Origin of the sequence: Massilia consociata (genome assembly GCF_042432755.1) — a bacterium.
Lineage (GTDB): Bacteria > Pseudomonadota > Gammaproteobacteria > Burkholderiales > Burkholderiaceae_D > Telluria > Telluria consociata.
In genome coordinates this window covers 239,081-253,917 of record NZ_JBHLWP010000006.1, presented here as the reverse complement: position 1 = coordinate 253,917, position 14,837 = coordinate 239,081, and the positions used below count along the sequence as shown (strand labels likewise).

The window sequence follows — 14,837 nt, the reverse complement described above, 5'->3', positions numbered from 1 at the left end:
CCCGGCTCTTTTTTGCAGGGTGGCCGGCGGTGCCGGCCGCGCGTCCTACGCCAGCGGCAGCCAGACCGTGAAGGTGCTGCCTTTTCCGACGCCGTCGCTGTGCGCCTGCACCTCGCCGCCATGCAGCGCCACCAGGGTCCGCACCAGCGCCAGCTTGATGCCCAGGCCGCCCTGGGAGCGGTCCGGGGTGCGCTCGGCCTGGGTGAACAGGTCGAACACATGCGGCAGCAGCTTCTGGTCGATGCCGATGCCGTTGTCCGTGATGCTGAGCCGCACCTGCGCTCCGGTGCGCGCGACGCGCAGCAGGATCGTGCCGCCCTGTGGGGTATATTTCGCGGCGTTGTTGAGCAGGTTGGTGAGGATCTGGACCAGGCGCGTCGCGTCGCCGTCGACCTGCGTCCCGACGGCATCCATCTCGACCGAGAACGCATGGTCGCGCGCGGCGATCAAGGGCCGCGACTGCTCGACCGCGCTGGACACGAACGACTCCACGGCAACGATCCGCCGGTCCAGCTTGACCAGGCCCCGCGTCACGCGCGACACGTCCAGCAGGTCGTCCACGAGCGAGGTCATGTGCTTGACCTGACGGGCGATCACTTCGCTCGACTTGTGGATGCGCTCCGGGTTGGCGGCGATCTTCAGCACCTCGGCAGCGGCGGAAATCGGTGCCAGCGGATTGCGCAGTTCGTGCGCCAGCATGGCCAGGAACTCGTCCTTGCGGCGCTCCTGCTCGCGCAGCGAATCGACCAGCCGCGCGTTCTCGAAGCCGTTCGCGGCGATCGCGGCGAGCTGCACCAGGATCGCCTCGTCCTCGTCGGTGAACTCGCCGTCGACCTTGTCCGAAGCCTGGATCAGTCCGATGTTCTTTCCCTTGCGGTTGACCAGCGGCACGGCCAGCCAGCCGCGCATGGCGGGATGGTCCTTCGCATGGACGCCGAAGCCCTTCCAGGCCGGATGCGCTTCCAGCTCCTGCTGGGTGAGCCGCATCACGGTGTTGGTGCGGCAGACCTCGGCATAGATGCCGGTGCCCGCGGTTTTTGCCGCATAGGTCCTGTAGCGCGCATATTTGTCGGACAGCGACACCGCATTGATCGCCTGCGTCCAGCTGTCGTTTTCGGTCAGGGAGACGACGGCCTGGTGCACCTCGAGGATGTCGCGGACTTCGTGTACCAGCGCCTCGGCGATGTCCCCGGCCGACAGGGCCGTATGCAGCGTGCGCGAGGCGTTCGCCACCTTGGACAGCAGGGCCGATTGCCGCCGTTCGCGATCGAGCCGCTCGGCCAGTGCCGCCTGCGCCGTCACGATGTCGTCGATGTCGCGGTTGGCGCCGATCCATTCGCGCACGTTGCCGGCACCGTCGCGGATGGGCACGCCCTTGACGGCGGTCCAGCGGTACACGCCGTCCTTCCGCCGCAAGCGGTATTCGGTTTCGTACACCGAGCGGGTCGCGACCGCCTGGGAGTGCACCTGGCGGGTGCGCTCGCGGTCGTCCGGATGCACGGCATCGAGCCATCCGTATTCCCTGAATTCGTCGTGACGCTGCCCCGTATAGGCCATCCAGGACGGGGAGGCCTCGGCGACGCGGCCGTCGGGCAGGGTGGTCCAGATCACCTGCGTGGTCGCCATCACGAGCGACCGGAAGCGCTCTTCGCGCGCGCGCAGGGCCGCCTCGGCCTCGATGCGCTCGGTGATGTCCTCGTGCATCAGCATGACCTCGACGATCCGGCCCGCACTGTCCTTGATCGGATGCGCGCGCGCGGTGACCCAGCGCGCCCGTCCCGTTTCGCCGAGGGCCGCGGTGTCGTAGTGGATCGCCGGGATCTGGACAGAGTCGCCGGCCATGGCGCGCTGCAGGTAAGGCACGATCCCGTTCGCCACCAGCTGGGGATCATGCAGGACGTTGTAGTCCGCGCTCATGACGAAGCGATGCAGTTCGCTGCCCTCGTGGATGTGCCAGAGCGCTTCCCAGGCCTTGTTGACACGGACCGTGAACCCGGCCGGCGTCAGGATCTGGGTGCTGGCGGGTGACTGTTCGAACAGTTCCCGGAACCGCACCTCGGGATTGGCATGGAGTCCGTCATCGGAACCCGCGGCCGTATGAACGCTATGCGGCATGTGATGCTTTATGAATGATGATAGGTAGAACGCTGGCGCCGACGGCGGTGCCGGATGATGGCGCAGCCGAATAATGTCATAGATTCAAGCTTGTTGCTCCTCGTTTATGTGATAGACGCAACAGCTGATCGCATCCAAGGCAGGACCGGCGCGCCGCTGGGATGTCGCCTTGCTGCGCCGCGACAGCGTCCGGCGCGATGGCCGCGCCTGATGCTGAATGTGATCGGCCCGACTCATCACCGGGCCGGGTTTGTGGTCGCGCTGGACCTTGATGGTGCTGGTTGCGCTCGGCATTGGCATCCCGCCTCCTCGCGCGTCGATCCGGACGTGCTCCCAGACAGCCGCTGGCTGTTCGCGTGCATGTGTCGTTCATGCCGCTGACCTACGTCGTGCCGCTGGGCCAGCTCCCGGCAGCAGGGCGGATGGACCAAGAGCCTGTCCCAGTAGGGAATGAGTCGTTGCTGACGCGCCTGACAAGCGGGTACCGCGTTGCTCGTCGTTGCATGCCCGCAGTGCGGCCTCCTCGCGTCTTGCCCTCGCTAGTCGTCATGCATCATCACTTCCTCCTCCCTACTGGGACAGGTTCTGAACGCATTCAGCTCGACGCCGGCGCCGGTGCGCCGGCAGCCGCCTTCCTTCCCAGCACCAGGAAGCCGAACGCGGTGGCGAACACGTACATGCTGACCGAGTAGATTGCCGCCGGCAGCATCAGCTGGAAGTCGCCCAGCACCGACACCGCCACGAAGATCGCCAGCGTCGAATTGTGGATGCCGATTTCGTAGCCGATGGCGACGGCGTTCGGCTTGTCCAGCCCCATCAGGCGCGGCACGTAGTAGCCCAGGCCCAGGCTCAGGATGTTGAAGAGCACCACGGCCAGGCCGATCGACGCGAACGAGGTGGTCATTGCCGTCCATTCCTTGGCGATGGCGATCAGGGCCAGCGCCGCCAGCACCGCCATCGAGAAGCGCTTCATCGGCTTGTCCATGCGCGCCGCGAAACCGGGCGCGCGGCTCTTCACGAACATGCCGATGGCCACCGGGATCAGGACGATGGCGATCACCTCGACCACCTTCGCGGTCTGCATCGGCACCACCTGGCCGCTTTTCGCGAAAGTGGCGATGGCGAAGTTGGCGATCAGGGGCAGGCTGACGATCGACAGCACCGTGTTGATCGCGGTGAGCGAGATGTTCATCGCCACGTTGCCGCCGAACAGGTGGCTGAACAGGTTGGCCGAGACGCCGCCCGGCGAGGCCGCCAGCAGCATCAGGCCGACCGCATAGACCGGCGCCACGCCCAGGCCGACGATCAGGCCATAGCAGATCGCCGGAAGCACCATGGTTTGCAGCACCAGGGCCAGGACGACGGCCTTCGGGTGCCCGAGCAGGCGGCGGAAGTCGGCGAGGGTGAGGGACAGGCCCAGCCCGAACATGATCAGCGCCAGCGCGCCGATCAGGAGGGTGGGCAACAGGGTGATGAAGTTGCTCATGCGTTTGTCTCCGTTGTTGTTGGTATGTGCGGTCGCGCATGACGCAATGGAGGCAACGGTATGAGGCACTGCGCTGCTCGCCGCAACGCCAGTGTAGTGCAGCCGCCGCCCGGAAAACCGGGTGGCAGGAGGGACAGGACGAAAAAATCAAGCCGGGCGTGCCTTGAACACGCCCGGGCAGGCATCAGGGCTCAGGCCTCGAGGATGCGCTTCAGGTCCGCAGGAGAGAAGGGCTTGGGCAGGCTGAGCGCCCCGAGCGCCGCCGCTTCCTCGACATGCCCGTAGCCGGTCGCCACCACTAGCTGCAGGCCGGGCCGGATCGCTTTCGCGCGCCGGGCAAGTTCGGCGCCGCTCATGCCCGGCAACTCGTAATCGGTGATCAGGACGTCGTAGTGGCTGCGTTGCAGCAGCGCCAGCGCTTCGGCCGGATCGGCGGTGCCGTCGACCCGCTGGTTCAGCAGCTCGAGCAGCGAGCAGGTCGTGGCCAGCAGGTCCGGGTCGTCCTCGACGAACAGGACGCGCCTGGTGCCCGCGACGGTTTCGATCGGCGCGGCGTCGGCAGTGCGCGCCGGCTGCGCCGGCTGCTTCGACAGCAACTGCCGGACCTTGCGCGCCAGCTGGTCTTTCCCGTACGGCTTGGAGAGCAGCTGGACCCCGGCATCGAGCTTGCCGTCGTGGACGATCGCATTCTGGGTGTAGCCGGAGGTGAACAGCACCTCGATGTTCGGGTGCAGCTGGCGGGCCTGGCGCGCCAGCTCCGGGCTGCGCACTTCGCCCGGCATGACGACGTCGGTGAACAGCAGGTCGACCGGCATGCCGCTGTTGAGGATCACTAGCGCGGACGCCGCGTTATCGGCCTTCATGACTTTGTAGCCCAGGCTGCGCAGCATTTCCACCACCGTCGCCTGCACCGCCAGGTCGTCTTCGACCACCAGGATCGTCTCGTTGCCGCCGGTGACCGGCCCGCCCTTGACGATCGGTTCGCTCACTTCGGCCTTGTACGAGCGCGGGAAGTACATCTTGATCGTGGTGCCGTGTCCGACCTCGCTGTAGATCTTGAAGTGGCCGCCGGTCTGCTTGACGAAGCCGTAGGCCATCGACAGGCCCAGGCCGGTGCCGTGGCCTTCCGGCTTGGTGGTGAAGAAGGGCTCGCAGGCGCGCTCGAGCACCTCCTTGCTCATGCCGTATCCGTTGTCGGACACCGCGATCATGACGTACTGGCCCGGCGTGATCTCGTGGTGGGTGGCCGCGTACTCGTCGTCGAGCATTGCGTTGCCGAGCTCGATCGTCAGCTTGCCGCCCGACGGCGGCATGGCATCGCGCGCGTTGATCGCCAGGTTCAGGATCACGTTCTCGAGCTGGTAGGGGTCGACGCAGGTGTTCCACAGGCCGCCGCTGCGGATGGTCTCGACGGCAGTGGTTTCGCCCAGCGCACGGCGCAGCAGCTCGTCCATCTGCTGCACGATGCGGGCCGGGTTGATGACGACCGGCTGCAGCGGCTGGCGGCGGGCAAAAGCGAGCAGTTGCGAGGCCAGCTTGGCCCCGCGCTCGACCGCGCGCAGCGCAGTGTCGATGTGCTTGGCGGGCAGGCTGGCGCCGGCGGACAGGTCGCGCAGCAGCTGCAGGTTGCCGCCGATCACCTGCAGGATGTTGTTGAAGTCGTGGGCGACGCCGCCGGTCAGCTTGCCGATCGCTTCCAGCTTCTGCGAGTGCTGCAGCGCGGCCTGCGTGGTCTGCAGTTCGGTGGTACGGGCTTCCACCAGGCTTTCCAGCTCCTTTTGGTACTTCTGCACCTCGTCCTGGGCCAGCTTCTGCTTGGTGACGTCGCTGCCCTGCACGAAGATGCCAACCGACTCGCCTTGCGCATTCAGGATCGGCTGGTAGATGAAGTCGATGAAGCGGGTGACGATGCGTCCCGGCCCCTCCTGCAGTTCGAGCTGCACGCTCTGGCCGACCACCGGGGTACCGTTCTGGAAGACCTTGTCGAGCAGTTCGAAGAAGCCCTGTCCGTCCACGTCGGGGAGCGCCTCACGCACCGTTTTCCCGATCAGGTCGCGGTTCCCGGTCAGGTTGCGGTAGGCGTTGTTGGCCAGTTCGAAGACGTGCTCCGGCCCTTTCAGCACGCAGATGAAGCCGGGCGCCTGTTCGAACAGGCTGTGGAAGAAGGTGTTGCTGAGCTGGAGCTCATTGGCCAGGGCCAGCGCCTTGCGGGTCTCCTCCAGTGCGCCGGTGCGCTCGACGATGGTCCGTTCGAGCTCGGCCTGCTTCTCCGCCAGGAAGCGGGTGTTGTTGACCTGTTCGGTGACGTCGCTGCCCTGGGACACGATGCCCAGCACCTTGCCGTTCTCGTCGAAGATGGGCTGGTAGACGAAGTCGATGAAGCTTCCGACGTCCTTGCCGTCGGCGGAACGCAGGGTCAGCGGTACGGCGCGGCCGACATAGGGCTTGCCCGAGGCATAGACCTCGTCGAGCAGCTCGAAGAAGCCCTGGCCGGCCAGTTCCGGCAGCGCCTCGCGCACCGGCTTGCCGATGATGTCGCGGTAGCCGGCCAGGCGGTGATGGGCATCGTTCTGCAGCTCGTAGACGTGTTCGGGGCCGTTGAAATAGCAGACGAAGCCCGGCGCCTGCTCGAACAGGCGCAGCAGGTGCTGGCTCTGCTCGGTGCGCGCCTGCAGCAGCGCGGCCTGGGCGCGCGCTTCACGCTCGCGCGCGTCGCGCGCCTTGGTGACATCACGGGTGACCTTGCCGAAGCCGATCAGGGTGCCGTCGTCGTCGTAGAGCGGATCGATCACGACATGCGCCCAGAAGCGCGAGCCGTCCTTGCGCACGCGCCAGCCGGTCGCCTCGAACACGCCTGCCGATTGGGCGGTGGCCAGCGCCTGCCGGGGCACGCCGGCCGCGCGGTCTTCTTCGGTATAGAAGCACTCGAAGTGCTGGCCGATGATCTCGTCGGCGGCATATCCCTTCGCGCGCTGCGCCCCCGCATTCCATGTCGCGACCCGGCCGTCGGGCGACAGCATGAAGATGGCGAAGTCGCGGATCTTGGCGACCAGCGTTGAGGTCAGGTTCGCCTCGAGGGAAGACAACAGGGGAGATTCCGTGGACATGGGTGCGGTTCGACGAAAACAGGATGCCGAATTCTATGCCAAATCGGCCATTTCTGGCGTTTCCGAAATGCATACCGAGAAGCGGCCCGCGCAGCCGCCGCAGGCATCATTTCTGCACGCGCCGCACAAGCCCGGCCTACCTGCGCCACTGTACCGGAATGCGCAGCACTTCCTTGTCGTTCCAGGCATGCACGGTGGCCGATACGCCCGCATTCTCGCCGAACTGGATGTGTAGATATTGGGTGTGGTACTGGTAGCGCGGCCCGAATTTATCGGCCGCCAGCTGCCTGGCCCGACCGGCGTCCTCGCCGTTCAGGGCGCGGTACTGCAGGAAGCACACGCCCAGCGCCAGCACGATCCCGAGTGCAAGCGGCAGGCGCGTGGCGGGCGCCTTCAGCCCGGCCACGGCGCGGGCCGACAGGACCTGCGGGTGGCTCAGGCGTACCGCCACGAGCAGCACCGCCAGTGCGCCGAGGAGGTGGGGGAGGTACAGCATGGCGGTTTGCCCTGGGAACAGGCGCAATTGCGTGACGATGAGGTCGAACGGCATCAGGATCACCGGCTTGAGCAGTTCGAGCAGCGATGCGCCCACGGCGAACAATGCGAGCCAGCGCACGAGCGCCAGTGCGCGCATGTTCCCGAACAGGATCAGCAAGCCCACGATCAGTCCCAGCAATTCGAACCTGAACGTTCCCTTCGGCGCACTGGCGAGGCCCAGCACGAGTTGGGCCAGTCCCAGGGCGCAGACAAGGATGCCGGTCGATCGCACGATGGCGCGGGCGCGGGCGCGGGCGTAAGCGGGGTCTGTGTTTTCGTGCATGTCGGTTCGGCCAAAAACCGGGGAGATTACCAGATCGGCTGCGGCCAAAAATACGCGCTTGTTCACCTATGCCGGTGCGCAGTGCCCACTGCTCACTGTTCACTGCTCGATGCTCAATGCCCGCGCCGCTGCACCAGTGCCGTGCCGACGCCATGGCGCTTGCCTTCGCTGACCGCGGTGACGGTGCCGTCGGGGTTGAAGACGATGGCATTGGCCGCGCCGATTTCTTCCGGCCCGGCTTCCCAGCGGTGGCCGAAGCGCTCCAGGGCGCGGGCCTGGGCGCTGCCCGGAAAGCCCGGTTCGACCGAGGTGGCCTCGCCATTGCGCTCGGAGATGCGCGGTGCGTCGAGCGCCTGGTCCATCGGCATGCCGAGGTCGACGTGGTTGAAGATGGTCTGCAGCACCGTGGTGATGATGGTCGATCCGCCCGGGCTGCCGATGGTGAAGGCCGGTTTGCCGTCCCTGAGCACGATGGTCGGCGCCATGCTCGAGCGCGGGCGCTTGCCTGCTTCCGGCACGTTCGGATGCGGGCCGCTGAAATCGAAATCGGTCATCTCGTTGTTCAGGATGAAGCCGTAGCCCGGCACCGTGATGCCGCTGCCGCCCCAGTCCTCGAGCGTGAAGGTGTACGACACCACGTTGCCGTCCTTGTCCGACACCGCCAGGTGGGTGGTGTGCGCGCTCTCGCGCTTTCTCTGTACGGCGGACTGGGGCCGCAGCGGCACGCTCTGGTCGTCCTGGAATGCGTACGGATCGCCCGCCGCCACCTTGTGCGCGGCCGCGGCGCCGATCAGCCTGCGGCGCTGGGCCGCGTACTCCTTCGACAGGATGCCGGCAAGCGGCACGTCGACGTATTCGGGGTCGGCCAGATAGGCGTTGCGGTCGGCAAAGGCGAGCCGGCTCGCTTCCAGGTAGGTGTGCTCGGCCTGCGCGCGCGGCATCTTCCTGAGATCGAAACCTTCCAGGATGTTCAGCGCTTCGGCCACCGTCGCGCCGCCGCTGCTGGGCAAGGGCATGCCATAGACCTCGTAGCCGCGGTAGGTGCTGCGCAGCGGCTGGCGGATGCGCGCCTCGTAGTTCGCCAGGTCGGCCATCGTCATGCGGCCGGCGCGTGCGCTCTTGCCGGGCGCGAGCGGCGGGCGGTTGACGGCGTCGACGATGGCGCGCGCGATGGGCCCTTCGTAGAAGGCTTTCACGCCACCGGCCGCGATCTCGCGGTAGGCCTTGGCCATGTCCGGATTGCGGATCAGGGTCCCCGGCTGCACTGCCTTGCCGCCGCGCAGGTACAGGGCGCCCGTCGGCGCATAGAGCTGAAATTTTCTTTCATTTTTGGCCGTTAAATGACTGAATATTTCAGTTGCCTGGTAGCCCCTGGTGGCGACGTCGATGGCCGGCGCCAACACCTGCTTGAAGTCCATGCTGCCGTAGCGCTGCAACGCTTCGTGCCAGCCGCGTACCGTACCCGGCACCCCGACCGCCGCGCCGCTTGCCACGGCCGTGTCGAAGTCGATCGGCTTGCCGTTCTCGAGGAAGGCGGCGGGCGTGAAGCTGGCGGGCGCCGTTTCGCGGTGGTCGATGGTGATCACGCGCTTGTCCTTGGCCAGGTAGATGACCATGAAACCGCCGCCGCCGATGCCGCAGCTGAACGGATCGGTCACGCCCAGGGTGGCCGCCGCGGCCACCGCCGCGTCGACGGCATTGCCGCCCCGGTTCAGGATCGCCAGCGCGGACTGCGAGGCCTGCTCGCTGATGGTGGCGACCGCGCCGCCCGTGCCGGTGGCCACCGGCGTCTTCGCGCTTGCCGCCGGCGCGTGCAGGACGATGGAGAGAGCCAGCCCGCAAGCGAGCGCCGCCTTCATGGGTTCAGGTTCCGGCAGCGCTTACTGCGCGTACATGTTGAAGGTCACCGGATACGACACCGGCCCCGGTCCGCTTGCCGTCATGCCGCGTGGCGGCGGCGGGGTGAGGTGATCGAGCTCGATGCGCGAGCCGCGCAGCGCCGGCGACATGTAGCCCGGCTGGCCGTGCACCAGGTAGAAGGCCTGCGCCACGCTGCCGATGCGCATGGTGAAGCGGTAGGCCAGGCGGCCCGGCCACATGCAGCGCGCATTGTCCGGGCAGCGGCTGTCTTCGGCGCCTTCGTAGGTGATGCTCAGGCGCTCGGCCAGCGGCAGGGTCTGGCGCTCGGTGAGGGTATAGCGTGCCTCGGGCAGGCGGTCGTGGGAAGTGGCGCAGCCCGCCAGTACGAGGGCGGCGCACGAGAAGGTGAAGACACGGAGCAGGGGGCGCATGCGATGTCATCCAGTTGTTTTTTTGGAATGCCCATCATAGCAAACCCGTGGCGCGCGGTCGCGCACGCACGTCGCAGAACCGTGTTGACGGAGTCATAAACCGGTCACATTCGCGGACTAGACTTTGCTGCGTGGTCCAAAACCTCACCCCATCAACCAGGAATAGGAATAACAAGCCAATGTTCAAGAAGATCCTCGCCGCCGCCGCCACTACCGCCGCCGTGTTCGCGATGTCGGCCTCCCACGCCGCCGACATGACCGGCGCCGGCGCGACCTTCCCGTACCCGATCTACGCCAAGTGGGCGGAAGCATACAAGGCAGCCACCGGCATCGGCCTGAACTACCAATCGGTGGGCTCGGGCGCCGGCATCAAGCAGATCAAGGCCAAGACCGTGGACTTCGGTGCATCGGACATGCCGCTCAAGCAGGAAGACCTGGACAGCGACGGCCTGATGCAGTTCCCGGCCATCATGGGCGGCGTGGTCACCGTGATCAACGTCGAAGGCATCACCCCGGGCCAGCTGAAGCTGACCGGCCCGGTCATCGCCGACATCTACATGGGCAAGATCACCAAGTGGAACGCGCAGCCGATCGCCGCGCTGAACCCGGGCGTGAAGCTGCCGGATGCCGACATCACCGTCGTGCACCGCGCCGACAGCTCGGGCACCTCGTTCCTGTTCACCGACTACCTGGCCAAGGCCAGCCCGGACTGGAAGAACACCATCGGCGCCGGCACCACCGTGAAGTGGGCCGTGGGCGTGGGCGGCAAGGGCAACGAAGGCGTCGCCGCCAACGTGCAGCGCATCAAGGGCGCGATCGGCTACGTCGAGTGGGCCTACGCCAAGAAGAACAGGCTGTCGCACACCCAGATGCAGAACCGCGAAGGCGTGTTCCTGCAGCCGAGCGACGACGCCTTCAAGGCCGCTGCCGCCGGCGCGGAATGGACCAAGGCGCCGGGCTTCGGCGTGGTGCTGACCGACCAGCCGGGCAAGCAGAGCTGGCCGATCACCGGTGTCTCGTACATCCTGATGCACAAGAACCAGGCCAATGGCGCCAAGGGTGCCGAAGTGGTGAAGTTCTTCGACTGGGCCTTCAAGAACGGCGCCCCGGCTGCCGCCGACCTGGACTACGTGCCGATGCCGGCATCGGTCGTCAGCCTGATCCAGGCCAACTGGAAGTCGCAGCTGAAGGATGCTTCGGGCAAGGCGATCTACTGATCGTTTGAACCGACGCGGCGCTGACGTAGGGTGGGCGGGTATTCCCGCCCACGCGTTCAACTCACGTGAGCAGGCTGCACATCCATTCCCACTTCGTTTGAACGCGTGTTCGGCCAGGCCGGATACCCTACATTTATGACAACGGCTAACACGATCGTCCTGGTAGTCGACGACAAGCCGGCCATTGCCGAGCTGCTCAAGTACTCGCTGCACGAGGACGAATGGATCTGGCACAGCGTGCCGAGCCTGGCGCAGGCCTGGGATTTCATCGGACGCGAGCGCCCCGACCTGCTGCTGCAGGAATCCATGCTGCGCCACGAAGGCGGCATGCGCCTGCTGGCGCGCCTGCGCGGCGACCGCCGCCTGCGCGACAAACCCGTCATCCTGCTGGCCGCCGAATGCGGCGAAGGCGAGCGTGACGCGCCGCTGCCCCCGCCCGAATTCATCCCCCAGCCGCCGCCCGAAGAAACGCCCGACGAGCGCCTGCTGCGCTCCGGCCGGCTGGTGCTCGATCCGCTCAGCTGCACGGTCCGGGTCGGCAACCACAAGGTCGAGGTGCGCCAGGCCGAATACCGGCTGCTGCGCTTCCTGCTGTGCCATCCGGGCCAGGTGTTCACGCGCGCCCAGTTGCTGGCGCACCTGTGGGAGGCCCACGACACCCTCGACCAGCGCACCGTGGACGTCCACGTGCTGCGCCTGCGCAAGGCGCTGGGACGGGCCAAGTCCCTGATCAAGACCGTGCGCGGGGCCGGCTACATGCTGTCCGCTTCCTAGCACGTCCAGCTCTTTGCTACACCCCGGCATGTCATCGGGATGACATGTTTGCTCAGTAGACTGCCAGGCAACTTGCCTAGTTGAAACAGTTATTTCAGTCGTTGCATGAGCAAACATCCCGGCCACGTCGCTTCCCGTACCAACCGTATCCTCGTCTTCCTCTGGCCGCTCCTGGCCCTGCTGCTGTGCGCGGCACTGTGGGCCGCCACCGTGATTCGCGCCGATGCCGAGCGCAAGCGCGCCGACACCCAGGCGCGCAAGGATGCGGGCGCCTATGCCGAAGCCTACGAGCAGGTGATCACGCGTTCGGTCGGGCAGATGGACCAGATCACGATGCAGCTGAAGTTCAGCTGGGAGCATGGACGGCACGGCGCCCGCGACAGCGGATTGCTCGACGAGCTGCGGCGCGACGGCATGTTCACCGACAACGCCTTCGACACCGTGGCCATCGTGGACCGCACCGGCATCGTGCGCGCCTCGACCCGGCCTGCGCTGCTCGGCGCCGACCTCTCCGCCGGCCCGTACTTTCTCCAGCACCGCAACCACATCTCGACCGCGCTGCGGGTCGGCGCCGCCCCGCCGCGTTTCGGCGGCGGCAAGGACCTGGTACTGTTTACGCGCCGCCTCGACACGCCCGACGACGAATTCGACGGCATCGTGCTGATGGCCGTGGACGCCCGCTACTTCACCTCCTTCCTCAGCCCGGCGACGCTGGGCGCGGGCGGGGTGGTCGCGCTGGCCGGCACCGAAGGCCGCCTGCGCGTCGAGCAGCGCAGCGACGGCAGTGCCCACCTGGACGACGGGGCCCTGGTGCTGCCGCCGAATGCGGGCCTGTGGTCGAGCGAGCGCGGCGTACGCCTGGTGGCGGGCCGCTACGGTTTCACGGACGGCCAGGCGCGCGTGCTGGGCTGGCGCCATTCGGCGGTCTATCCGCTGGTGGCCCTGGTCGGCCTGTCGCACCAGGAAGCGCTGCAGGGCGCGGCGGCCTACTGGGCCGAGAGCCGCGACCGCGCCATCGCCGCCAGCGCCTGCCTGCTGCTGCTCGGCGCGGCCGGCTCGGTGCTGGCGCGCCGTGCCGTGCTGCGCGAGCGCGAGCAGGAGGAAGTGCAGCGCGCCTACCGCACCGCCACCGAGAGCGGCAACGACGGGTTCTACATGGCCGCCGCCGTGTACGGGCGCGACGGGGACATTGCCGACTTCCGCATCGTCGATTGCAACGAGCGCGGCGCCTTCTTCTTCGGCATGACGCGCGCCACGCTGGTGGGCAGCCGCCTGTCGCAGATCGATGCGGGGCTGTTCGGCGAGGAGCTGATGGCGACCTACCGCAAGGCGATGCAGGCGGGCTTCTACGAGGACGACCGCAAGATGCCGAGCGATAACCGCCTGAACATCAGCTGGGGGCACCGGCGCCTGGTACGGGTCGGCAACGGCCTGGCGGTGACGCTGCAGGACATCAGCCAGCGCAAGGAGCACGAATCCCAGCTCGAGCGCATGGCCAACGAGGATGCGCTGACCGGCCTGGCCACGCGCCATGCCTTCCTGCAGGCGATGCCGGCACTGCTGGCGCAGGCGCGCGCCGGTGAAGAAAACCTGGCGCTGCTGTTCATCGACCTCGACGAATTCAAGCACGTCAACGACACCCACGGCCATGCGACCGGCGACCAGTTGCTCAAGTCCGCGGCAGGGCGCCTGCTGTCGCTGCTGCGCCCCAATGACCAGGTGGCGCGCTTCGGCGGTGACGAATTCCTGGTGCTGCTGCACCCGGTGGAGGGCGAGCGCCAGGTCGCGGCGGTGGCGGCGCGCATCGTCGAGGCATTCGGCGTACCCTTCCTGATCGGCGACGAACTGCACGCGGTGGGCGCGTCGATCGGCATCAGCATGTTCCCGCGCGACGGCCAGGACGTTGAGACCCTGGTGCGCCACAGCGATATCGCCATGTACGCCGGGAAGAACGAAGGCAAGGGGCAATACCGCTTCTTCGACCCGGCCCTGTCGCACACGCTGAATGCGCGTGCGCGCCTGAAGCAGCGCATGCTGGAAGCGATCGAACGGGACCAGTTCATGCTGTATTACCAGCCGCGCGTCGATGCCCGCAGCGGCGAGCTGCTGAGCATGGAAGCGCTGGTCCGCTGGCGGCATCCGGAGCTGGGCATCGTCCCGCCGGGCGAATTCATTCCGCTGGCCGAAAGCACCGGCCTGATCGCGCGCATCGGCGAGCTGGTCATCGACAAGGCCTGCGCCCAGCTGGCGACATGGCGCGAGCAGGGCGCCGAACTGGTGCCGGTGTCGATCAACGTCTCGCCCAAGCAGTTCCTGCGCGGCGGGGTGCAGCAAGCGCTCAGCCTTGCGTTGCGCCGCCACCGCGTGCCGGCCAGCCTGATCGAAGTCGAGATCACCGAGTCGGCCATGATGGGCGACCACGACGACATCCTGGCCGAACTGGCCGCCTTGCGCGCGCTGGGCGTCAAGCTGCACGTGGACGATTTCGGCACCGGCTACTCGTCGCTGTCGCAGCTGCAGCGCCTGAAAATGGACGTGCTGAAGGTGGACCGCGCCTTCACCACCGAGCTGGGCAACTCGAAGGAGGGCAAGGTGTTCTTCCAGGCCATCGTGTCGATGGCCCATGCGCTCGGCATGTCGGTGGTGGCCGAGGGGGTCGAAACCGAAGAGCAGCTGGCGATCCTGCGCGGGCTCGACTGCAACGAGGTGCAGGGCTACTACATCGCGCGGCCGGTGCCGGCCGGCGAGATGCTGGAGATGATGCAGCGGCGTTTCTTGCTGAAAGACGCACCGCTGGCTGTGTAACGTGCTTCGGCTTGCATCGCTCGGTGTTTCCTCCTAGAATGCCTTCACCCTGTGGGGAGTAGCCTGCTTCCGCGCCATGCGGAAGTGCCCGTGTCAACATACTCGACCGTCGGTCGTGGCGCGGGCGCCTCGTGACCAGCCAATGATCACGAAATCGGTTGGCAAGACCATCGGCCCATCCGCGCCATTGTCGGGCGTGCGGGTGCGCCGTCGTCTGTGCCC

10 protein-coding genes are annotated in these 14,837 nt (G+C 67.0%); 3 read left to right on the top strand and 7 right to left on the bottom strand.

Annotated elements, in window-relative coordinates:
• Window positions 1-45: 45 nt before the first annotated feature.
• The 7 genes from ACFFJK_RS05235 to ACFFJK_RS05205 all read right to left on the bottom strand — a co-directional run bounded on the left by ACFFJK_RS05235 (window position 46) and on the right by ACFFJK_RS05205 (window position 9,819).
• The gene (locus ACFFJK_RS05235; protein ID WP_379678083.1) at window positions 46-2,115 is read right to left on the bottom strand and encodes a PAS domain-containing sensor histidine kinase; all 2,070 of its coding nucleotides are present in this window, start codon (window positions 2,113-2,115) and stop codon (window positions 46-48) included.
• Between the two features lie 84 nt (window positions 2,116-2,199).
• The gene (locus ACFFJK_RS05230; protein ID WP_379678081.1) at window positions 2,200-2,409 is read right to left on the bottom strand and encodes a hypothetical protein; all 210 of its coding nucleotides are present in this window, start codon (window positions 2,407-2,409) and stop codon (window positions 2,200-2,202) included.
• Window positions 2,410-2,710: 301 nt separating this feature from the next.
• Window positions 2,711-3,601: a bile acid:sodium symporter family protein gene (locus ACFFJK_RS05225; protein ID WP_379678080.1), complete on the bottom strand. Its 891-nt coding sequence runs from the start codon at window positions 3,599-3,601 to the stop codon at window positions 2,711-2,713.
• Window positions 3,602-3,792: 191 nt separating this feature from the next.
• Window positions 3,793-6,708 (bottom strand): PAS domain-containing protein, encoded by a 2,916-nt coding sequence (locus ACFFJK_RS05220; RefSeq protein WP_379678079.1) that lies wholly within the window; start codon window positions 6,706-6,708, stop codon window positions 3,793-3,795.
• 136 nt (window positions 6,709-6,844) lie between these two features.
• A complete protein-coding gene (locus ACFFJK_RS05215; RefSeq protein ID WP_379678078.1) occupies window positions 6,845-7,528 on the bottom strand; it encodes a hypothetical protein in 684 nt (227 codons plus the stop codon).
• 113 nt (window positions 7,529-7,641) lie between these two features.
• On the bottom strand, window positions 7,642-9,387 hold the full coding sequence (gene ggt / locus ACFFJK_RS05210) for a gamma-glutamyltransferase (RefSeq protein ID WP_379678077.1): 1,746 nt from the start codon (window positions 9,385-9,387) through the stop codon (window positions 7,642-7,644).
• A gap of 21 nt (window positions 9,388-9,408) precedes the next feature.
• Window positions 9,409-9,819, bottom strand: coding sequence for a hypothetical protein (locus ACFFJK_RS05205; RefSeq protein ID WP_379678076.1), 411 nt, complete (start codon window positions 9,817-9,819; stop codon window positions 9,409-9,411).
• A 179-nt stretch (window positions 9,820-9,998) separates the two neighbouring features.
• Here ACFFJK_RS05205 and pstS point away from each other — a divergent pair, with 179 nt between their 5' ends.
• The 3 genes from pstS to ACFFJK_RS05190 all read left to right on the top strand — a co-directional run bounded on the left by pstS (window position 9,999) and on the right by ACFFJK_RS05190 (window position 14,615).
• Complete coding sequence (gene pstS, locus ACFFJK_RS05200) at window positions 9,999-11,036, top strand: phosphate ABC transporter substrate-binding protein PstS (RefSeq protein WP_379678075.1); 1,038 nt, start codon at window positions 9,999-10,001, stop codon at window positions 11,034-11,036.
• Between the two features lie 135 nt (window positions 11,037-11,171).
• Window positions 11,172-11,810 carry a winged helix-turn-helix transcriptional regulator gene (locus tag ACFFJK_RS05195; RefSeq protein WP_379678074.1) on the top strand — a complete coding sequence of 213 codons (639 nt, stop codon included), beginning with the start codon at window positions 11,172-11,174 and terminating at the stop codon, window positions 11,808-11,810.
• A 105-nt stretch (window positions 11,811-11,915) separates the two neighbouring features.
• A complete protein-coding gene (locus ACFFJK_RS05190; RefSeq protein ID WP_379678073.1) occupies window positions 11,916-14,615 on the top strand; it encodes a bifunctional diguanylate cyclase/phosphodiesterase in 2,700 nt (899 codons plus the stop codon).
• The last annotated feature ends 222 nt before the right edge of the window (window positions 14,616-14,837 follow it).

Excerpts from the sequence above, each read along its gene's own strand:
- ACFFJK_RS05215 (WP_379678078.1), bottom strand. The coding sequence starts at position 7,528 with ATGCACGAAAACACAGACCCCGCTTACGCCCGCGCCCGCGCCCGCGCC.
- ACFFJK_RS05195 (WP_379678074.1), top strand. The coding sequence starts at position 11,172 with ATGACAACGGCTAACACGATCGTCCTGGTAGTCGACGACAAGCCGGCC.
- ACFFJK_RS05220 (WP_379678079.1), bottom strand. The coding sequence starts at position 6,708 with ATGTCCACGGAATCTCCCCTGTTGTCTTCCCTCGAGGCGAACCTGACC.
- ACFFJK_RS05190 (WP_379678073.1), top strand. The coding sequence starts at position 11,916 with ATGAGCAAACATCCCGGCCACGTCGCTTCCCGTACCAACCGTATCCTC.
- ACFFJK_RS05225 (WP_379678080.1), bottom strand. The coding sequence starts at position 3,601 with ATGAGCAACTTCATCACCCTGTTGCCCACCCTCCTGATCGGCGCGCTG.
- ACFFJK_RS05230 (WP_379678081.1), bottom strand. The coding sequence starts at position 2,409 with ATGCCGAGCGCAACCAGCACCATCAAGGTCCAGCGCGACCACAAACCC.
- ACFFJK_RS05205 (WP_379678076.1), bottom strand. The coding sequence starts at position 9,819 with ATGCGCCCCCTGCTCCGTGTCTTCACCTTCTCGTGCGCCGCCCTCGTA.
- pstS (WP_379678075.1), top strand. The coding sequence starts at position 9,999 with ATGTTCAAGAAGATCCTCGCCGCCGCCGCCACTACCGCCGCCGTGTTC.
- ggt (WP_379678077.1), bottom strand. The coding sequence starts at position 9,387 with ATGAAGGCGGCGCTCGCTTGCGGGCTGGCTCTCTCCATCGTCCTGCAC.
- ACFFJK_RS05235 (WP_379678083.1), bottom strand. The coding sequence starts at position 2,115 with ATGCCGCATAGCGTTCATACGGCCGCGGGTTCCGATGACGGACTCCAT.